The 20,398-nt window shown below is 42.2% G+C and carries 20 protein-coding genes; 15 read left to right on the forward strand and 5 right to left on the reverse strand.

All coding sequences use genetic code 11. The annotated features are described in order from the left end of the window. Positions 1-75: 75 nt before the first annotated feature. The 7 genes from ACOT8F_RS16575 (at position 76) to ACOT8F_RS16605 (ending at position 6,923) form a co-directional block, all read left to right on the forward strand. Positions 76-2,166, forward strand: coding sequence for a BglG family transcription antiterminator (locus tag ACOT8F_RS16575; protein ID WP_421653026.1), 2,091 nt, complete (start codon positions 76-78; stop codon positions 2,164-2,166). A 5-nt stretch (positions 2,167-2,171) separates the two neighbouring features. After that, entirely contained in the window at positions 2,172-3,314 is a 1,143-nt protein-coding gene (locus tag ACOT8F_RS16580; RefSeq protein WP_421653027.1) for a mannitol-1-phosphate 5-dehydrogenase, read from the forward strand. A 44-nt stretch (positions 3,315-3,358) separates the two neighbouring features. Further along, complete coding sequence (locus ACOT8F_RS16585; protein WP_421653028.1) at positions 3,359-3,586, forward strand: hypothetical protein; 228 nt, start codon at positions 3,359-3,361, stop codon at positions 3,584-3,586. 105 nt (positions 3,587-3,691) lie between these two features. After that, positions 3,692-4,180: a metal-dependent hydrolase gene (locus ACOT8F_RS16590; RefSeq protein WP_421653029.1), complete on the forward strand. Its 489-nt coding sequence runs from the start codon at positions 3,692-3,694 to the stop codon at positions 4,178-4,180. A 364-nt stretch (positions 4,181-4,544) separates the two neighbouring features. Next, the gene (locus ACOT8F_RS16595) at positions 4,545-5,291 is read left to right on the forward strand and encodes a polyphosphate kinase 2 family protein (protein WP_421653030.1); all 747 of its coding nucleotides are present in this window, start codon (positions 4,545-4,547) and stop codon (positions 5,289-5,291) included. A 467-nt stretch (positions 5,292-5,758) separates the two neighbouring features. Continuing rightward, positions 5,759-6,052: a putative quinol monooxygenase gene (locus tag ACOT8F_RS16600; RefSeq protein ID WP_421653031.1), complete on the forward strand. Its 294-nt coding sequence runs from the start codon at positions 5,759-5,761 to the stop codon at positions 6,050-6,052. A 34-nt stretch (positions 6,053-6,086) separates the two neighbouring features. Beyond that, positions 6,087-6,923 carry an MBL fold metallo-hydrolase gene (locus ACOT8F_RS16605; protein ID WP_421653032.1) on the forward strand — a complete coding sequence of 279 codons (837 nt, stop codon included), beginning with the start codon at positions 6,087-6,089 and terminating at the stop codon, positions 6,921-6,923. Positions 6,924-7,104: 181 nt separating this feature from the next. On the opposite strand, the gene ACOT8F_RS16610 is transcribed toward ACOT8F_RS16605, so the two are convergent. Further along, entirely contained in the window at positions 7,105-7,992 is an 888-nt protein-coding gene (locus ACOT8F_RS16610; protein WP_421653033.1) for a LysR family transcriptional regulator, read from the reverse strand. Positions 7,993-8,278: 286 nt separating this feature from the next. Here ACOT8F_RS16610 and ACOT8F_RS16615 point away from each other — a divergent pair, with 286 nt between their 5' ends. Beyond that, the gene (locus tag ACOT8F_RS16615) at positions 8,279-8,968 is read left to right on the forward strand and encodes a helix-turn-helix transcriptional regulator (protein ID WP_421653034.1); all 690 of its coding nucleotides are present in this window, start codon (positions 8,279-8,281) and stop codon (positions 8,966-8,968) included. A 108-nt stretch (positions 8,969-9,076) separates the two neighbouring features. Further along, positions 9,077-9,976, forward strand: a complete 900-nt coding sequence (locus ACOT8F_RS16620) for an EamA family transporter (protein WP_421653035.1) — start codon at positions 9,077-9,079, stop codon at positions 9,974-9,976. A gap of 164 nt (positions 9,977-10,140) precedes the next feature. Here ACOT8F_RS16620 and ACOT8F_RS16625 read toward each other — a convergent pair whose 3' ends face one another. The 4 genes from ACOT8F_RS16625 to ACOT8F_RS16640 all read right to left on the reverse strand — a co-directional run bounded on the left by ACOT8F_RS16625 (position 10,141) and on the right by ACOT8F_RS16640 (position 13,047). Continuing rightward, positions 10,141-10,527 carry a 5-carboxymethyl-2-hydroxymuconate Delta-isomerase gene (locus ACOT8F_RS16625; protein WP_421653036.1) on the reverse strand — a complete coding sequence of 129 codons (387 nt, stop codon included), beginning with the start codon at positions 10,525-10,527 and terminating at the stop codon, positions 10,141-10,143. A gap of 12 nt (positions 10,528-10,539) precedes the next feature. Then, positions 10,540-11,286, reverse strand: a complete 747-nt coding sequence (locus tag ACOT8F_RS16630; protein WP_421653037.1) for a fumarylacetoacetate hydrolase family protein — start codon at positions 11,284-11,286, stop codon at positions 10,540-10,542. Continuing rightward, positions 11,286-12,056, reverse strand: coding sequence for a fumarylacetoacetate hydrolase family protein (locus ACOT8F_RS16635; protein WP_421653038.1), 771 nt, complete (start codon positions 12,054-12,056; stop codon positions 11,286-11,288). The genes ACOT8F_RS16630 and ACOT8F_RS16635 overlap by 1 nt, the downstream gene beginning before the upstream one ends. A 100-nt stretch (positions 12,057-12,156) precedes the next feature. Further along, positions 12,157-13,047: a LysR family transcriptional regulator gene (locus tag ACOT8F_RS16640; protein WP_421653039.1), complete on the reverse strand. Its 891-nt coding sequence runs from the start codon at positions 13,045-13,047 to the stop codon at positions 12,157-12,159. A 152-nt stretch (positions 13,048-13,199) separates the two neighbouring features. Here ACOT8F_RS16640 and hpaI point away from each other — a divergent pair, with 152 nt between their 5' ends. From hpaI to ACOT8F_RS16670, 6 genes are all read left to right on the forward strand, one after another. Next, a complete protein-coding gene (gene hpaI, locus ACOT8F_RS16645) occupies positions 13,200-14,123 on the forward strand; it encodes a 2,4-dihydroxyhept-2-ene-1,7-dioic acid aldolase (protein WP_421653040.1) in 924 nt (307 codons plus the stop codon). A 25-nt stretch (positions 14,124-14,148) separates the two neighbouring features. Next, entirely contained in the window at positions 14,149-15,666 is a 1,518-nt protein-coding gene (gene hpaE, locus ACOT8F_RS16650) for a 5-carboxymethyl-2-hydroxymuconate semialdehyde dehydrogenase (protein WP_421653041.1), read from the forward strand. A 21-nt stretch (positions 15,667-15,687) separates the two neighbouring features. After that, positions 15,688-17,163 (forward strand): 4-hydroxyphenylacetate 3-monooxygenase, oxygenase component, encoded by a 1,476-nt coding sequence (hpaB, locus tag ACOT8F_RS16655; protein WP_421653042.1) that lies wholly within the window; start codon positions 15,688-15,690, stop codon positions 17,161-17,163. Positions 17,164-17,178: 15 nt separating this feature from the next. Beyond that, a complete protein-coding gene (hpaD, locus tag ACOT8F_RS16660) occupies positions 17,179-18,162 on the forward strand; it encodes a 3,4-dihydroxyphenylacetate 2,3-dioxygenase (protein ID WP_421653043.1) in 984 nt (327 codons plus the stop codon). Positions 18,163-18,353: 191 nt separating this feature from the next. Continuing rightward, on the forward strand, positions 18,354-19,037 hold the full coding sequence (locus ACOT8F_RS16665) for a response regulator transcription factor (RefSeq protein ID WP_421653044.1): 684 nt from the start codon (positions 18,354-18,356) through the stop codon (positions 19,035-19,037). Beyond that, positions 19,030-20,277, forward strand: coding sequence for a sensor histidine kinase (locus ACOT8F_RS16670; protein WP_421653045.1), 1,248 nt, complete (start codon positions 19,030-19,032; stop codon positions 20,275-20,277). Before ACOT8F_RS16665 ends, ACOT8F_RS16670 begins: the two co-directional genes overlap by 8 nt. The last annotated feature ends 121 nt before the right edge of the window (positions 20,278-20,398 follow it).

Genomic DNA, 20,398 nt, shown 5'->3' on the forward strand with positions numbered 1-20,398 from the left:
AAAACAGGAAGAAAGGTGATTTTTCACCTTTCTATTCCTGTTTATTGTCATGCTGATAGGAAATGAGTGGATAGCATGTTTGTGACTTCGCGTGAAAAAGCAATTATTGAATTGATGATAAAAACGTCCGGTAAACATACAGCTCATTCCATTGCAGACTATTTGAATGTCAGTGTCAGAACAGTCCAGCGGGATCTCAAAAATATCGAGCACTTGCTTGAGCGTTTTGAACTGAAATTAGTCAAGTCGAATGAGAAGGGTCTTTCCGTTACCGGCAAAAATGAGCATATTTTTCGCCTGATCCAAACGCTTGTTTCCATACAGCCTATTGATTTGTCAGCAGAGGAACGGAAGCTATTGATTTTACTCCAGCTTTTAGACAAGCAGGATTCACTGAAGCTTGCTCCATTAGCAAACGATTTGGGAATCAGTGTCACGACCCTTGTAACCTATTTAGATGAATTAACTGCAAGCTTGAGCAGCTACGGCATTAAGCTCACAAGAAAAAGAGGAATCGGGGTTGATATTTTAGCAACAGAAGACGCTAAGAGAAAAGCTTTGGCTAATTATTATTTACTGAATTTTAACGAGGAACTGATCGAGAATTTGTTTCGTCTTGCAGAAAAAGAGGGAGAGGAAAACAGCCGCATTCTTCATTTTTTCACTCCGTACTATCTGAAAAAAACGGATGAGTGGCTAAGTGAACTAAATGAGGGCTATCAGAAGCTTGCGGACAATGATTACATTGGCCTTCTAGTGCACCTCTGCATTACCCTGCAGCGGAATGAGCAAGGGTTTTTTCTGCCTGATAAAGAAATGGATCAGTATACAAAGGAATTTGAAGAATACCGCCTGATGGAGCAGCTCGCAGGAAAAATTCAACTGGAGCTATCCATCCCTTTGCATGCTTCGGATATAAGCTTTTTGGCATTGATATGGAGGGGCTCGAAGGTGCAGGGGGCTGACTACCTCTATTATGACAGTGTGACGATCGGAAGGTCCTTAAAGCATGTGATCCAAATTGTATCGGATCAGCTGCATGTTGATTTAACAGCGGACTTTTCGCTATTTCAAGGACTGCTGGCCCATTTAGAGCCTTCATTGTTCAGAATCAGGCAGGGGCTAAGCTCCTTTAACCCTCTAACAGAGGATATTAAAAAGAAATACCCTGTCCTTTTTATGGCGGTTAAGCAAGGTCTTGAGAGTGAGTTTGAAGATATATCGTTTCCTGATGAAGAGACTGCTTACATTGTTCTGCATTTTGGGTCGGCTCTTGAGCTGATGAAAGAAGCCGTTCCGATAAAAGCCCTTGTGGTGTGCCCGACTGGTATCGGCACATCAAAAATGCTTGCAAGCAGGATCAAAAAAGAGATAGCAGAGATATCCTCCGTACAGATTGCCTCCTTGAGAGAAATACAGGAAATGAATATTAAAAGCTTTGATTTAATTATTTCCACTGTCCGATTGCCGCTGATCATTCAGGATTATGTGCTCGTTAACCCGCTTTTGAGGGACGAGGATATTACGTCCATCCGGATTCAATTGAGTGAAAGCATTCAGCAGCTGACGAAAAATCATCAGTACACAGCTCAAGGAGAAAAAGAAAAAAACGAGCCTGAAGGGGAGAGGCCCTCGCTTGCAAATATCCTCCAAAACATGGATGATATTCAGACAAGCATGAAGGCGATCCTTCGGAACTTAAGGGTATCTGTTAAGGAGAATAGCGGGGATTATCGGGTATTATTAAAAGAGATGGTTAGTGAATGTCTGGAGGAAGGTCTTGTTGCTGACGAGGACAGCGTTTATGAGCAGCTTCTTTACAGGGAGAAGCAGGCAGGTCTTGGAATCCCTGGGACGAGCATGGCTCTTTTTCACTGCAGGCATGAAAATGTAAAAGAGATGGTTTTTCGCATTGTTCACCTTCACGTGCCTTATACACTGATGGGCATGGACAGAAAAGAGATGAAGGTCAGAAACATTCTGCTGCTTATTGCCCCTGAAACACTTCGGGTCAAACAGCTTGAAATTCTGAGCATGATCAGTACAGCAATTGTAGAAAGCCCGGAAAATATGCTTGTTTTCTCGTCTTCGAATGAGCTGATTATTCGAAAAAAGCTGGAAGAAACCTTTTATGAATTTTTGCAAAATACTCTCGTAAAGGAATGATAATAATGAAGAATGCAGTTCATTTTGGTGCAGGAAATATCGGAAGAGGCTTTATCGGATCCTTGTTCTCTCAATCAGGTTATCATGTAACTTTCGTTGATATTGCGGATGAATTGATCCAAAAACTAAATGAGGAAAAAGGCTATAAAGTCAAAACAGCTCAAGATCCAGAGGAAATCACAGAGATTCATAACGTATCTGGTTTAAACAATCTTAAGCAGGAAGATGAAGTGATCCAGGCGATCGGCGAGGCTGTTTATGTGACAACAGCAATCGGACCGAACATTTTGCCTCGCATTGCTCCTTTAATTGCAAAGGGGATTGCAGAGAGAGTTAAAAATAATGATGAAAAGCTTTATGTGATTGCTTGCGAAAATCAAATTTCTGCGACAGATATTTTGAAGGAACACATTTTAAATAACCTTGATGAAGAGTCAAAATCCAAGCTTTCCGGCCGTGTCTTTTTCTTTAATTCAGCTGTAGACCGTATCGTGCCGATCCAGGATAATAAAGGCTCGCTTGATGTGCTTGTTGAGTCTTATTATGAGTGGGTAGTTGAGACAGATCTTGATGTACCGGAAGTGAACGGAATGACAATCGTTCCCGATTTAGCTCCGTTTATTGAAAGAAAGCTGTTTACTGTTAATACCGGCCATGCCGTAACAGCCTACTTCGGTTACCTTGCAGGAAAGGAAACAATCGATGAGTCGCTGAAGGATGAAGCGATTTACACTAAGGTAAAAGAGACCCTTGAAGAAACAGGAGCTTACCTTGTGAAGCGGTATGAATTGGATGAAGCAGAACACCAGCATTACATTGAAAAAATTATTGGCCGTTTCAAAAATCCTTATCTTCGTGATGGGGTAACACGAGTAGGGCGATCTCCACTCCGCAAACTTGGTCATGAAGACAGGCTTGTCCGTCCTGCATTGGAGGCGGGCAAATTGGGGCTTCCGTTCTCCAATTTGGCAAGAGCAATCGCTGCAGCCCTTCTATTTGACAGCAAGGATGACCCTGAAGCAGTGGAATTGCAAGAAAGAATTGCAAACGAAAGTGTTGTGGAAGTTCTCGAAAGTGTCAGCAAATTGGATGAGAACAGCGAACTGACAAAGGAGATTCTCAATCATTACAATGCAATGAAAAAATGATGCTGATAAAACCTCTTTAGGCTAATGCCTGAAGGGGTTTTTTTGTGGCTAGAGAAGTACTCGGAATTCTTGAAACCCTTCACAAAGAAGCTCGCTCCACTCTAATGATGGTCACTCATGATGCACTTGCAGCAAGCTATTGTGACCGGGTTCTTTTTATTAAAGATGGCAGACTTCAGAGCGAGCTGAAGAGGGGAGAGAACAAGGAAGCCTTTTACCAGGAAATTATTCAGAGAATCTCCAAGCTTGAAGGCAGCCTGGTTTCCGTATAAATGATTCAATGGGAGGCTAACTGGGACATCAGCAGGATAGAAAGGAATGTATGTTCTGTTATATAATATGATCCTGAACTTGAAATAGAAAGAGGACGAAAGATCATGACAGGAAAAACACACATAATGGGCGGGGTAGCATCCGGGCTTGCTTTGGCTCATTTTACTCACTATGATCCTGTGCTTCTGACAGCAGCGGGCGCACTCGGAGGACTGATTCCGGATATTTGCCACAGCGGAAGCAAAATTGGGAGAATGGCGCCTCTATTAGCTAAGATCATTAACGTCCTTTTTGGACACAGAACCTTTACTCATAGCTTGCTGTTTCTTATTATTGTAAACAGTCTTATTGCAGCATTTCTTCCAAATGACTCCATTAGAGCGGGGATTTTAGCCGGCATGGTGAGCCACATCATTCTTGATGCGGGAACAAAAAAAGGGATAAAGCTTTTCTATCCTATTAAAATTTCTGTAAGGCTGCCGTTCACAACAAGAACCGGAAGTGCTGTTGAACATGCGGTTTTTGCAGTAATTAGTGTAATAGCCGTTTATTTTGGATATGAAGCATTTGCAGGATATACGGATCTCTTTTGAAAAGGGAAGGGGCTTAACTATTGAGGTGAGCCCCATTTTTGAATGCGGCTTTTATAATCTATAGGCTTAGTAAAAGCTAAATGTTGATTTTGGCAATATGTTGATTCCCGAGCGGAAGGCGCGAGACTCCTGAGGAAAAAGTGGTTAAGGGAGACCCCGCAGGCTAAAGAAGCGCCGAGGAGGCTCCCGGACCGCCTGCTTAAGATGAGCGCCTGAAGCGGAAATCAACAGTCAAATTAACAGAGCCAATCTTTAAAAAGAGAATAAAAAATGTCACCCGAAAAGGAATAAAAACACATTGGTCTAAAGGTTTGTCTGAGCAGCAAAAGGGAATAAAAGAGAAAAATAGAGCGGAGGGGTTTCAATGCTTGATAAAGTAGACTTGTCTTTAAAAATAAAAGATAAAAAAGAATATGAAACAAAACTGAAAGAACTTCAGCTAAGACTGCTTGGTCTGCAGCGTGCTTTGGTAGACCATAAAATCGGCAGTGTTTTTGTTTTTGAAGGATGGGATGCTGCTGGAAAAGGCGGCGCCATAAAACGGGTAACAGAAACCCTTGACCCGCGGGGATTTGAAGTGCATCCGACTGCAGCTCCAACAGGAGAGGAGAAGTCTCACCATTACTTGCACAGATTCTGGATGAACATACCGAAGTACGGCAAGATCGGGATATTCGACCGCTCTTGGTACGGTAGGGTCCTTGTAGAGAGAGTTGAAAAATTCGCAGCAAAAGAGGAATGGGAAAGAGCATATGGAGAAATCAATCACTTTGAAAAGATTCTTTCCCAGGAAAATTTTATTGTATTGAAATTTTGGTTCCACGTTTCTAAGGAAGAGCAGCTGAAACGGTTTAAGGACCGTGAAAAAGATCCTCTGAAAAACTGGAAGATTACCGATGAAGACTGGCGAAACCGCGAAAAATGGAATGATTATAAATTGGCAGTAGAAGATATGATTAATGAAACGGATAAAAAATATGCTCCTTGGCATATAATTGAGGGTGAAGATAAGAAATATGCCAGAATCAAAACTTTGAAAGTGATCATAAAAGCTATAGAAAAGCATTGTAAAGCCAAAGATCTTGATCTGAAAAGCTATTTTTCTAATTAATCCCGTCAAAAAATGGAGTTAAAATAGAAGCTCTTTCAATGAGCTTCTATTTTAAAACTATTGTTAAGCTGGCCCTTTTACATGCTGAAAAGACAGAGCATACCGAAATTTTTAAGTAGGTTCAGTAAAGCTTAATGTAGATTTTTACACCATTTTGATTGGAGCGGGTGCTGAGACTCCTGCTTAGAAAAGCGTGTCAATGGAGACCCCGCAGGAGCAAAGCGACAAGGAGGCTCTAAGGTAAGCCCGCTAAAGCTTGAGTGCCTGCTAGCTGCAATCATCAGTCAAGTTTAATAGATAACAAGAGAAGGTCTCTGGTATCAGTGTATGATTTTCAAAGTGAGCCCACTTAAAGAGTGTCCTGCTTTGGAGACTTCATTTTATACAAAGAACAATTAGGTATAGTATCATTATAGATAGGTTGAAAATAATGGTTTGACATTCTGATCTCTATTGGAGGTATTATATTGGCTAACATTTCCATTACTGCATTCTTAACAGCTAAGCCCGGAAAAGAGGAAGCGCTGTTAAATGAACTGAAAAAGGTACTAGAACCATCAAGAAAAGAAGCGGGATGTATTCAATATGATTTGCATCAGTCTAAAGAGGATGAAGGTTTGTTTATATTCTATGAAACGTGGAAAGATCAAGCCGCACTGGATTCCCATTCAAGTTTAGCTCATTACAAATCATATCGTGAAGCGACCGAACCTTTAGTTGCAAAGAGAGAAGTTTATTTGCTCGATAAAATATCCCTCTAATACAGAGAGCAGAGGGTAAAGGAGAAACCGAAAGATGATACAGTTTCAAACCGAAATTGTGACTGTTTTCCAAAGTGCATTGTATCAGACAACATCCACTGTTGTGAGGACAAACGATTTGATTCTTATCGTTGATCCAACATGGCTTCCGAACGAAGTTAAAGAAATTCAGGCTTATGTCCAGGAAATTCGAGATGATTTGCCGCTTTATCTATTGTTTACACATGGTGATTTTGATCACATCATTGCCTATAAAGCTTTTCCGGATGCAAAGGTAATTGGGAGCAAGGGCCTTGCAAAACATCCAGAAAAGGAGAAAAAGGTAGAAATGATTCTATCCTTTGATCAGCAAAATTATATCAGGAGGGAATACCCTGCTGAATTTCCCGTCATTGATATTGTTGCTGAGAATGACGGGCAGCAACATACAGTCGGCAGCACAACTCTGCACTTTTATCTTGCACCGGGTCATTCACAGGATGGTCTTCTAACTATAGTGGAACCGATGGGGATTTGGATAGCCGGGGATTATCTGTCTGATTTTGAACTGCCGTTCATCTATGACAGCACAAAAGCTTACTTAGATACCCTTGGTAAATTCAGAAAACTTTTAGAGAAATATGAGGTCAACCTGCTAATTCCCGGGCATGGCCATGCAACAGCCATTAAGGAAGATGCAGAAACACGAATTGAAATGGCGGAACGGTATATACATACATTAATTGAAGCAACTGCAAACAATGACAATGAAGAGCTGAATAATTTAGAAAACCAGATGGCGTTTCCATCTTCTTTTACGAAAGAATGCCATCAAAAAAACATAGAAATAACGAGAAAAGAGTTGGCAGCAGGAATAGTAGCATCAAAATAGTGAAAGCTTAAGTAAAGTTTTCCTAACAGGATATAAAATGGCAAGTATCTTAATACACTGAAACTATAAATTTACTAAAATGGGCGGACAATCCTGAGTTGATTGTCCGCCCATTTTTATATTGATGCTCCCTTTTCGTTATACGGAAACGAAAGAAGCATGATTCAGCATAAGCTCTTGCCTAAAAGGTCTCAGAGAAATGCTGTATTTGCCTAATGAACGCCTCAACCGCTTTCGGGGCTCCAGCTTGATTGTTTCTTACGATGGAAAATGGACGGTTTGATGAGTGATTTGTGATGTTCAATGTTTTCAGCTCGCCTGCCTGCAATTCTTTTCTAACAGTCCATCTGGATAGCTGAGAAATTCCAAGACCTGCTGATACAGCGGTTTTGACACCTTGGGTGCTGCTGAAGGTAAAGCTCCGCTTCACGGTTAATCCGAGATCGTTAATAAGCTGGTCATTGTAGGTTCTAGTACCAGATCCATGCTCTCTGAAAATCCATGTTTGATCTTGCAATGCCTCCTTATCTGCCGTATCTTTCTCAGAAAGCGGATGATCAGGAGGCACGACAATGATCAGTTCATCATTCATAAAAGGTTCGATCTGCAGCTGTTTCCCCTGTGCATGTCCTTCTATCAAACCGATTTCAAAAACATTCGATTGAATGCCCCTTGTCACTTCCTCGGTATTGGAAATTGTTACTTCTACCTCCACTTGAGGATATTGCTTCGCATATTCCGCCAAAATAACGGGGAGAAGATATTCGCCGATGGTAAAGCTTGATCCGATATGGAGTTTTCCAGTAACGGTGTGGGATAGTTCATCAAGCTCCTGCCTGGCAATTTCATATTCCTGCAGAATCCGCTTTGCATGTTTATAAAAAATCTCACCTGAGGGAGTAAGCTGGACCATTTTGGGTGATCGTTTAACAAGCTTTGTTCCAATTTCCTCTTCAAGATTTCTGATTTGCATGCTGACTGCTGGCTGAGATAAATGAAGAAGCTCAGCTGCTTTAGAAAAATGCCGCTGCTCGGCAACTGTTACAAATATCGTAAAGACTTCAAGCATAAGAAAACCCTCCATTTCATTTGATAGTTATTTTATCATAAAGATAACTTATTTATAGTATTTTATATATCTATTTTACTTATGATATAACTTAATGTGGATTTTCTAAAATTGAAGCAGCATGGGTAAAACCTTCGGTGCAGGTCTCTTTGGATCGATTATTCTCTCTCTCCTTGGTTTTTGGCTCGTGCATTCTTTTCACCTCATTTAAAAAAGAGAAGTGGAAATAAAAAGCAGCTTATTTTAATATGGATGAAAGCAAAAGTCATACAAAGGGGATTTAACAATGAATCAGCTGATTTGTGAAAAGAGAACGTATGAAAGAGACTATCACTTTCATAAACATAGCTATGCTCAATTTCTGTTTCCTCTTTTGGGGTCGATGGAGATCAAAACAGACAATAAAGAAATCCATTTAAAGCCCGATCATTGTCTGTTTTTGCCTGAAGGCTGCAATCATACCTTTCGTTCAAATGAGAGAAATGAATTTTTAGTGCTTGATATTCCTGATGCATTTTCTCAAACGATAAACGGCGAAGAATATTTGGAGATGGATGAAGCCTGGTCCTCCATCCGGTTCCTGCTTCTTGAGGAATGCCAGAGCAGCAAGAAAAACACTTCTTCAGCTCTATCGCATTTAGCTAGATTTGCAGCACAAAAAATTGGCAAGAGAAAGCCTTTGTCTATCCAATACATTCATGAAAATTTTCGTGAGCGCATCAGCATTGAGAAACTGGCTGCGATCGAACATTATCATCCAGCCTACTTTACTGCGTGGTTTAAAAAACAGACAGGAAAGACGCCTAAGGACTATATCTCTACTATCAGACTGAATGAGGCGAAAAGGCTTTTGAGAGAGTCCTCTTTTTCAATGACAAGAATAAGCGAAGAAATCGGCTTTGAAAAACCCTCCTCTTTTTCAAGATGGTTTGTTCGGACAGAGGGCATAACACCGCAAGATTATAGAAAATATTAAACATGGATAAGAGAACCTTTAAATTGGAAAAGGAATTTTCTCAAAAAGAGATTATGCTTTTTCTTATGAAAGGTTCTTATTTTTAAGTTTTTTAAGGGGTGAAAAGCTATGATAAAAGGAAAACTCCCTTTTGTCTATATATTATTTGCCGCTGTACTGTGGGGGACAACAGGTACGGCACAAACCTTTGCCCCAGCCGAGGCCCATCCAATATCGATTGGAACGATCCGCTTGTTGATAGGGGGAATCGCCTTGTTTTTTATTTCTCTTTTTAGGGGAAACTTTTCTTTAAAAGGGGTAAAGCTAAAACAAGTTTTGGGTGCAGGACTTGGGATGGCCGGATATCAGCTATTATTTTTTTCAGGAGTTAAGCTGACAGGCATTGCGATCGGAACAGTGATTGCTATTGGGAGTGCTCCTGTTTTTACCGGACTGATTGAATGGGGAATTCGCAGAAATCAAATTTCCAAACTATGGTGGAGTGCAACGCTATTATCCATTTTCGGCTGCTGCCTGCTTTTTGTTAACGGGCAAATCACTTTTAAGCCAGAAGGAATTGTTTTGGCGCTGGGAGCAGGATTTTCCTTTGCAATTTATACAATTCTTTCTAAGGAACTGCTGCAGAAGCATCCTTCAGATCAGGTAGCTGCGCTCAATTTTATAACGGGGGCAATCCTTCTTCTTCCATTCTTGTTTCTATTTGATTCGTCTTGGTTTTTGAGTGTAAGAGGAGCAGCTGTAGGCTTGCATCTTGGCATTCTTGCCACTGCCATTCCGTATTATTTGTTTTCAAAAGGCCTTTCAGCAGTTCCTGCATCAACCGCTGTAACGCTGTCCTTAGGGGAGCCTTTAACAGCCTCCTTGCTTGGGGTATTCGTAATCGGTGAAACGTTTACGGCCAATTCGTGGGCAGGATTCCTTCTCATCTTTATGGGAATTGTTATGCTGACAATGCCAAAAGGAAAAGAGCAGGCGCAGAAAAATGGTGTGGAAACAAAGACCCTGTAGATATGAAAGGACTGATTAATATTAGCTTACATATAATGAAAAGAAACTTTCCGAAATAAAAAATGTATTAGAAAAACGGACAGTCATTAGCTTACGGAACCTCTCTCCCGTGCATTGGCCAAGGGCCTTTAAGAAGAATTTTCTTCTTAGAGGCTCTTTGTGTATCACTTTTTAAACCTTTTATGAATATTATTCTGCTTATAAGTCCCCGCTTCATCGAATTCATACAGCTCCATAGACAAAGCGAGATACCGCCTCGCGTACAGGTCGGCAAAATGATCCTTCATTACATCAAACAGTTCATCACAAACAGCTTTTTTGTCTGCTTCCGAGCGGCCAGCACCTATTTTTAAGGTTCCGTGAACGAAAGCATCCTCTTCTTGTCCGTCGGCAATCCGGTAATCATGCAGTTCCATGGCTCTTGAACGGATTCCTCCAACAGGAAAAAGGGGGGATTTAGAGATAAGCACAGTATTGATTTTTTCGAGAAGAAGCGGAATGTTGGATTCTTCCTTAATGTTATCTGTGTATTCAACAATAAAATGCGGCATAAAAATCCTCCCCTATACGGTCTCGCTGACAACCGTATTAATCAGACTGCCAATTCCCACGATTTCTGTAATCACTTCATCTCCCGGCTTTGTATCAACTGATCCTTTTGGTGTGCCTGTTAAAATAATATCTCCCGTATTCAGTGTCATGAAGCTGCTTAAATATTCAATAAGAGCAGGAATGTCAAAAATCATGTCCTTCGTAGACCCTTCCTGTGTTAGCTTACCGTTGACAAAGGTGCGCAAAGTGAGGTTCATAGGATCAGATATAACATTAGCTTCCACCAGCCAGGGTCCGATAGGGGTAGAAGAATCCCTGTTTTTTACAACAAGGTTCGGGCGGTAATAATTTTCAAGATAATCCCGAAAAGCATAGTCGTTAGCAATCGTATAACCCATTACATGATCATAGGCATGCTCTCGGGAAATATGCTTGCCAGGCTTGCCGATGATAACCGCGAGTTCGCATTCATAATGCATATAGGTAACATCCGCCGGCCGGGGTGTTGTTCCTCTATGGCCTACAAAGGTATTGGGGCCTTTTAGAAAAACAAGCGGCTCTGCTGGTGCTTGAAAATCAAGCTCTTTCGCATGATCCGCATAATTAAGGCCAAGGGCAAATACCGTCCCAGGCTCAACAGGCGGAAGAAACGTCACATCCTCTTCAGAAACAATCAAGCCTTCTTCAAGCTGAAGGCGCCCATTTTTCTCCATGGCTTCATGTACCGAACCGTTGTAAACAATGCGTGCATACTTCATCAAGACAGCTCCTTTACCACTTCATGCTCTGGGACGAGGGTATTCTCGAGTACACCGACATGTTCAATCTCAATTTTTACCGTATCGTGCTCTTTCAAGAGTGGAGGGTTTTCTTTGGTTCCTGCTATCAGCACATCTCCTTCATAAAGGGTCATAAACTGGCTCACTTCTGTGAGGAGAACCGATATAGGGCGAATTAAATCTGTCGTGCTGCTTGTTTGTTTCAGTTCCTCATTCACGTAAACGTTAATGCTTAGAGAGTCTGGATTTGGAACAGCGTCACGTTCAATTACCCATGGTCCGATTGGACAAAATCCATCCCGGACTTTTTCTTTCACAGCGGGCCTGTAAAAGCTGTCGTGCGGAATGCTGATATCATTGACGATCGTGTAGCCTGCTATATAATGATAAGCTTCTTCTTCCTTGATTTTTGCCGTTTTTTTGCCGATCACTATGCCAAGCCCTGCCCCTGTTTGAAGAACAGATGACTCTTTCGGAAAAGGAATAGGAGAATGTGTGCCAATGATTGTATTGGACGGTTTAATGTAGAGAACCGGAGCTTTTGGCGGATGCAGATAAGGAGCTTCATTCATTTTGCTTCCGAGTGCACGAAGCTCACTCTTAAAATTAAGCAATGTTCCATAAATGGTGCCAGTAACAGGACTGTCAGTTACAGTAATCTCTTTTCCAGCAAGCAGAACAGTTCCTTTTTCCGCATTTGCTTCAATGATTTTACTAGCTCCGTTATACCTTATTGCAGCTTTAGCCATTCGTCACAGCTCCTTTGCTTGAGTTTTTGAAAGGTTTCTCAGTAGGTTGATAGGGCTAGCTAATCGAATCAAATCAGGCTTTTCAAAGATTTATTTCCATTTAAACAGGCTGCTGTTCAAAGGTTTGAATAAGCCTTAGGGCACTTTTTGATAAATAGCGGTCCGAAAGCCAGATCAGCGCTGATTCTGATATGAGCGGTGTTCCTTTTATTTCGAGAGAAAGCATATGGGTCATCTGAAGAGACTGAAGGGTTGATTTCGGGACGATGGTAGCACCAACTCCATTTGCGACAAGGGAAAGAAGCATGGACGGATCTGGACATTCACAGACTATTTCAGGAACAAGGCCCTTTCTCTTAAGCTCATTTACGATAAGTTCGAACTGACCTGTACCATTGATTCTATGAAGTAAAAGAAGGGGGAATTCTATGATGTGCTGGAGAGAAATGGATCTTGATGAGCCGATCTTACTCTCCCACTCTCTTGGCAAAACAAAAATATAAGGTTCAGGAGGAAGGGGAAGCATCGAAAACCCTTCATTGGCAAGGGGCAATCGGACAATGCCAAGGTCAATTTCTCTTTCCTTAAGAAGCTCGGTAACATAATAAGTGTCTCCTTCCCGAAGCTTAAAAGTAATAAGAGGATACTGTCTCCGAAATAGCCGTATTTTTTCAGACAGGTGGGAAAAACAGGACTTATTGGCCCCAACGGCAAGCACCCCTTTAAACCCTTTAGCTGTCTCTTTGACTTCTTCGATTGTATCTGAGGCTTGAGACAAAAGATCTTTGGCTCGTTTATAGAGAATTTTTCCAGGACTTGTGAGTTCTAGCTTTCTGCCATGACGGTCAAAAAGCTTCACCCCGAATTCCTCCTCGAGCTGTCTGAGCTGCTGGCTTAAAGGGGGCTGGGCCATATGAAGCTTTTGGGCAGCTCGTGTGATCTGGCCCTCTTCGACGATGGTGCAGAAATAAAGAAGCTGTTTCATATCCATCTCTAGAACCCCAATTCATATATTTATTTCATATGAAAAACCAATAAAATACATATTTTTCATATAGGATACCACATGGTACATTCATTTTGAAAGGGCTTTCATTAGGTTGATAGAATGAAAAGCACAAGATTCTCTGAGGAGTGAAAAAGATGGACCGATATCTTGAAGCAAAGCAAAAGCTTAGGGGTTCAATTGCCCCTGTAGTGACCCCTTTTCATGAGGATGAATCGATCGACTATGAATCTTTTAAAAATCTGATCAGCTGGCATATTCAGAGCGGCACTCATGGTATTTCTGTTACGGGTACGACTGGTGAACCAGGTTCCTTAACGGCAGGTGAGCGGGTTCAGCTAATGGAAGCTGCGGCAGCTGAAGTGAATGGACGGGTTCCTTTTGTACCTGGTACAGGATCTGTTAATCACAAAGAAACGATTTACTTAACAAAAAAAGCTCAGGAAATAGGGGCGGATGCTGCCCTGGTTATTGTCCCTTACTACAACAAGCCTTCTCAGCACGCTTTATATAAACACTTCAAGGCAGTAGCGGGTTCAGTTGATATTCCGCTCATTATATACAATATCCCAGGAAGAACAGCAGTGAACCTTCACGTTGAAACTCTTGCCCGGATTAAAGAAGATTGCCCGAATGTCATTGGCATTAAAGAATCAAATAAGGATTTTGAGCATGTAAACAGAGTTCTCTCCAAATGCGGCCGTGATTTTCTTCTTTATTCAGGAATTGAACTTCTTTGCTATCCAATGCTTGCGATTGGAGGAGCAGGCCATATCAGCGCAACAGCGAACATCGTTCCTGAAAAGGTTGCGGGAATTTATGATGCTTGGACTGAGAAGGATGTAGAAGGGGCATTAAATCTCCATTATGAGCTGATGGAGCTGAATGATGTTCTTTTTAAAGACACGAATCCTGCTCCTTTGAAAGCAGCCCTTGGCATGATGGGGAAAATAAAACCCATTTTAAGGCTTCCAATGGATCTTCCTTCACCACAGCTTCAGGAGGAAGTAAAAAAGGTTTTGAAAAAGTACGTTTCACTGCCTGACACGGTGACCCCTTAAATACTGAAAAAGGAGCGTGAGATGGATGACCGTTAAAGTGTCCGAAAAATTGATCAGCGAAGTGACTGCAAGCGTTGAAGACATTCAGCTATATATAAATGGAGAATTTATTTCATCAGAGTCGGGTTCTTCTTTTCAAAACATCAATCCCTTTACAAATGAAAAAATTAATCAAGTAGCAGAAGGACGGGCAGAAGATATTAAAAAGGCGGTAGCGGCTGCGAAGGATGCTTTTGAAAAAGGACCTTGGAGCTCAATGAAGATTTCAGAACGGATGAAATATATTAACCGCATTGCAGATGTGATTGATGAAGAAATTGAAAAGATTGCTATTTTAGAAGCATTCGATACAGGACTGCCAGTAAGTCAGACAAGAAACATGACAGCGCGTTCTGCTGAAAATTTCCGGTTCTATGCACGCATGGTGGAATCAAGGCTTCACGGGGATGCCTACCAGGCAGATGATGACTTTATTAATTACACGATCTATAAACCGCTTGGAGTAGTCGGGCTCATCACTCCTTGGAATGCACCATTTATGCTTGAAACGTGGAAAGTGGCACCGGCGCTTGCAACTGGAAACACAGTGGTATTAAAGCCTGCAGAGCTCTCACCGATCAGCGCCCATATCCTCGCAAAGGTCATTGATAAAGCCGGTCTCCCGAAAGGTGTTTTCAATGTAGTGCACGGTTACGGAGAATCAGCTGGAGCAGCGCTTGTCGCACATCCTGATGTTGAAGCGATTTCTTTTACAGGTGAAACTTCAACAGGGACTGAAATCATAAAAAATGCTGCCGACTCCTTAAAGAAAACATCTATGGAGCTCGGCGGAAAATCACCGCTGATCATTTTTGAGGATGCAGATTTTGAAAGAGCGCTGGATGCAGCAGTTTGGGGTATTTTTTCCTTCAATGGAGAGAGGTGCACAGCGAATTCCAGGGTTTTTGTCCATAAAAAGATCAAAGAGCGATTTGTGGCTGCACTAAAGGAGCGGGTAGCCAATATAAAAATGGGCGACCCGATGGACCCTGCAACAGAGCTGGGCCCGCTGATCGAAAAAGAGCATTACAGCAAGGTTGCTTCTTATATAGAACTGGCAAAAGAAGAAGGCTGCGAGGTCATCCAGGGAACTGTGCCGGATGAAGTGAGAGCCGGAAATTTTGTTCCTCCGACGGTTTTTCTGAATGCGAAAAATGAGATGAAGGTTTGCCAGGAGGAAATATTCGGTCCTGTGATGGCTGTTATCGAATTTGAAACAGAGGAAGAAGCGATTCAAACTGCCAATGATGTTAAATACGGCCTTGCCGGATACGTCTGGACAAATGACCTGAAACGCGGCCACCGCGTTGCGCAGGCAGTCGATGCAGGTATGATCTGGATTAATTCGCAGAACGTAAGGGACCTCAGAATTCCTTTCGGCGGAATGAAAAAGAGCGGGATTGGAAGAGAAGGCGGGCATTACGCAATGCTTGAATTTTATACAGAACCTAAAGTCATTCACGTAGCACTCGGTGACCATCACATACCGCAGTTCGGAAAGTAAAGGAAGAAGGGGGAGTTAGGTATGCCGGCAAAAACAGGCAAAGAATATATAGCGCGTTTGAAAGCAGCGAATAACAATATATACATTCACGGAGAAAGAGTGGGAGATGTAACGGAGCATCCTGCTTTTAAAGGGGTTATTCAGTCGATGGCCCGCCTGTATGACCTGCAATACGAAAAACCGGACAAAATGCTTTATCAATCTCCTGTAACCGGGGAAAAGGCCGGGATAACATTTCTGCAGCCGAAAACGATAGAGGATTTGATTGCAAGACGGGAAGCTATTCAGGAATGGGCAATGACATCAGGCGGCATGATGGGCCGTTCTCCTGATTATTTGAATGCAGAGGTCATGGCAATGGGCGCGTCAGCAAGTTTTTTCGAAGAAGCAGGCAGTATGTACGCCGACAATGCAAAAAACTATTATGACTATGCGAGAGACAACGATATCAGCCTTACCCATACATTGATTCATCCCCAAGTGAATCGAGCGAAGGCACAATTTGAACAAAAGGATGCCAACGTGGCACTCCATCTTGTAGAGAAAAATGAAAAAGGAATTATTGTTGACGGCATCAGGCTTCTGGCAACACAGGGCGGCATTACGGATGAAATCCTTGTGTTCCCTTCAACCGTGAAAAAAGCAGGTGAAGAAGACGATCCGTATTCATTGGCATTTGCTATTCCAAACAATACTGAAGGCTTAAAGTTTATTTCAAGGGAATCCTTTGACACTGGCAGAAATGAGTGGGATCATCCGCTTTCCTCCCGTTTTGAAGAAGGGGACGCAATTGTTTCTTTTGAAAATGTTTTTGTGCCTTGGGAGAGAGTTTTTGTATGCGGGAATTCATCTATCTGCAATCGCACTTTCAGGGAAACGAATGCCGTTGTTCACATGTCCCACCAGGTTGTTTCAAAGAATATTGTTAAAACGGAATTTTTGCTTGGGATTGCTCTTTCTGTTATGGATGCCATTGGAATTGACGGCTTTCAGCATGTAAAGGATAAAGGAACTGAAATCATGCTGACTCTTGAAGCGATGAAATCGCATCTTTACCGAGCAGAACATAACGCAAAATCTGATAAATGGGGAACGATGACGCCGGATTATGCAGCCCTTGATGCTGCGAGAAACTGGTATCCAAAAATTTATCCGGGACTTGTGGAAATCATCAGGGTGCTTGGCGCATCAGGCCTAATGGGAATTCCTACACAAGCCGATTTTGAAAACGATGAAATCGGACAGATCATTCATCGAGGCCTGCAGGGGAAAAATCTTGAAGGCTATGAGCGGGTTCAGCTTTTCCGCCTTGCATGGGATGTCACAATGAGTGCATTCGGCAGCAGACAGATGCATTATGAGTATTATTTTTTCGGAGATCCGATCAGGATGGGCATGACATACTTTGATAATTATGAAAAAGATGTCTTTAAAGACCGGATTAAGGATTTTCTGGGCAGCACAGGCAATTCCAAATCTTTGTTTACTCAAGTATAAAGGGGAGAAAAGCAAATGAATGGGAATATTCTCCGGTCGGCTAGAGCCATTCTGCATGTCACAGATCTTGAAGCATCAAAGGAATTTTATGTGAAAGGGCTCGGTTTTATCGTCACGGAATCCGACGGCATCCATCTGTATTTAAGAGGGCTTGAGGAGCATAATCATCACAGTCTTTTGTTGAAAAAAGCAGAAAAGCCGTGCGTCGAAGTGATCAGCTATAAAGTGGCAGAGGAAGCTGATCTTGATCGGCTGCAGGCATTGTTTGAACAAAAGGGCATGAAAACGAAATGGCTTGAAGCAGGTACGCAGCATGCAGTCGGGAGAGCCTTAAGAGTGAATGATGTAACAGGCATGCCGATTGAGTTTTATGCCAAGATGGAACAAGCAGAAAGAATGCTTCAGCGCTATGATCTTTATCAGGGGGCAAAGGTTCAGCGGATCGACCACTTTAACTGCATGGTAACAGATGTGGAAAAGGCCTATCAATTTTATATTGATGAACTTGGCTTCCGGTGCTCGGAGTACACCTCAACAGAGGAGGAAAAAATCTGGGCAGCCTGGCTGTTCAGAAAGCCAGGCGTACATGATGTGGCCTTTATGAACGGTGCAGGTCCAAGGCTTCACCATACAGCTTTTTGGCTGAGCGATCCGATGGCACTCATTCAAGGCTGTGATGTGCTGGCTTCTCTCGGCTACAGCAGTCACATTGAGCGAGGTCCGGGAAGACATGGTCTGTCAAACGCCTTTTTTCTCTATGTAAGAGATCCTGATGGACATCGGATTGAATTGTACAATGGCGATTATCTGACAATTGATCCGGACTTTAAGCCGATTAAATGGGATATTAATGATAAAAGGCGCCAGACTTTCTGGGGAGCAGAAGCACCGGATTGCTGGTTCAATGAGGCCTCTGTAGTGCTTGATGTGCATACGGGAGAACCACTTGAGACAGCGGCTGCTATTTTAAAGCAGCACAAACCTACTTTTATTACGTAAGTTTTTTATAGGGCCCTGAAATGGGTCTTTTTTTGTCGTGGATATTTTTAAAAGGTTTGTCTTCCGTTTTCAGTCTTTTCTGCAGAAAGAACGATATAGAAAATTCCAGATGAAGGCCGGATATTTTAAATCAATTTTAAAAAATAGGCGGTATACTAGGTACAGGTCTGTACTAGAGGTGAATGGAAACGATGAGAATATTAGTCGTAGAAGACGACAAGCCTCTATTGGAAGGGATTGTCGCGGTTTTAAAAGAAGGAAATTATCAGGTTGATACATCTTTAACTGGAGAGGACGGCTTATATATGGCGTCTCAGGGTATATATGATGCGATTATTCTGGATATCATGCTTCCGGAAAAGAATGGTCTTGAGATTGTAAAAGAGATGCGTAAGAATCAAATCAAGACGCCTGTTCTTTTTTTGACAGCAAAAGACAGTGTTGAGGATCGTGTGAAGGGGCTAGACTCTGGCGCAAATGATTATTTAATTAAACCGTTTGCTGTGCCGGAGCTTCTTGCCAGACTGCGTGTTCTTCTCAGACAAAAAGAAAACGATTCTGATGGTTTGCTTTCCTATGGGCTGCTCAAAATCAATGAGAGTGAACACGAAGGGTTTGCAGGAGAAAACAACTTAAACTTAACCGTTAAAGAGTACCAGCTTCTTGAGTACTTTATGAGAAATAAAGAACAGATTTTGATAAGAGAGCAGATTTTCAATAGAGTTTGGGGATTTTCTTCAGAAGCAGGTGTCGGAGTGGTGGATGTTTATGTCCATCATTTGCGGAAAAAACTGGCTCAGTTTCAGTGTGACCACTACCTCAGAACTGTCCGGGGCGTTGGGTTCATGCTGAAAGGAGAAGAAGGGAATGTTTAAGAAAACGAGAATAAGGCTCGTTTTATGGAATACTACCGTATTCTTTTTTATCCTGCTCGCATTAGGGGCCTTACTGTATTACTTTATGAATCAGCAGCTGCTCAGAGGGACTGATGATAAGCTGAACGGGATTGCTGATCACATACAGGCTGGAGGGTTTAAAGAGATAAGAGGAGAGCATGAGCGGGAGACGGAACGCCGGGTTGCCTATCTTTTTTGGAATAAGGATAACCGCTTTATTGGAATGCTGCCGAAAGACGCCCTTTTCAGTACGGATGTAGATGATTTTAAACCGAATGGAAGTTCGATTGAAACAAGGGTGATCGGAGAGAAATCCTGGAGGGTTCTAACAGTTGATGCACCTCCGCATGTGCCGGGCGATATGGACAGGGATACAGATGATAAAGCAGACAAAGTGATGCTTGTCCTTAATATTGATCCTGAAATGACCACTCTCCAGCAGCTGCTGAAGATAATTATTGCTGGTTCTATCGCAGGTCTTGTTATCTCGCTCATTGCCGGATCTTTTTTAGCAAGCCTTTCTTTAAAGCCCATTCAGAAATCATGGGTCAAGCAAACACAATTTGCAGCAGATGCCTCTCATGAACTAAGGACACCGCTTGCTGTTATTCAGACACACCTTGAATTGCTGTTCCGCCACCCAAGCCATACGATTGAACAGGAGAGCGAAGGGGTTTACAAAAGCTTGAACGAAGTAAAAAGAATGAATAAATTGGTCTCCGATCTGCTTACCCTCTCCAGAGCGGATTCCAATGAAAAGCAGATTGATAAAAATCCTTTCGAGATTGGAAAGCTAGTTTCCTTTGTTGCGGAACAATTTCAGCCAGTTGCTGAATTAAAAGGCATTGAACTGACTTGCCATACGGAAGATGTTTCGATGAATGGTGATAAAGACCGCCTCCACCAGCTGCTCATGATATTGCTGGATAATGCGATCAAGTATACAGGAGATAGCGGGAAAGTACGTCTAACCTGTAAAAAAGATGCTCATTCTATTCAGATTACTGCGGAGGACACTGGGATTGGCATCCCGCATAAAGACCTTCCTTATATTTTTGACCGGTTTTACCGAAGTGATAAAAGCAGAACGAGATCAGAAGGAGGTACAGGGCTTGGTTTGTCCATTGCCGAATGGATTGTAAAGGCCCACAATGGTGAGATTAAGGCAGCCAGTTCACCTGGAAAAGGGACGAAAATGACCGTAAAACTACCAATATAAATATTCTTTTTAAAAACGCGCTGTTTATAAAACGTGCATTTTTTCTATGTATTGAAATCTCTAATGCATAACATAAAGATTTTTTAGCAATATGTTGATTGGAGCGGGTGCTGAGACTCCT

Origin of the sequence: Chryseobacillus diguaensis (assembly GCF_049220665.1) — a bacterium.
GTDB lineage: Bacteria > Bacillota > Bacilli > Bacillales > Bacillaceae > Metabacillus_B.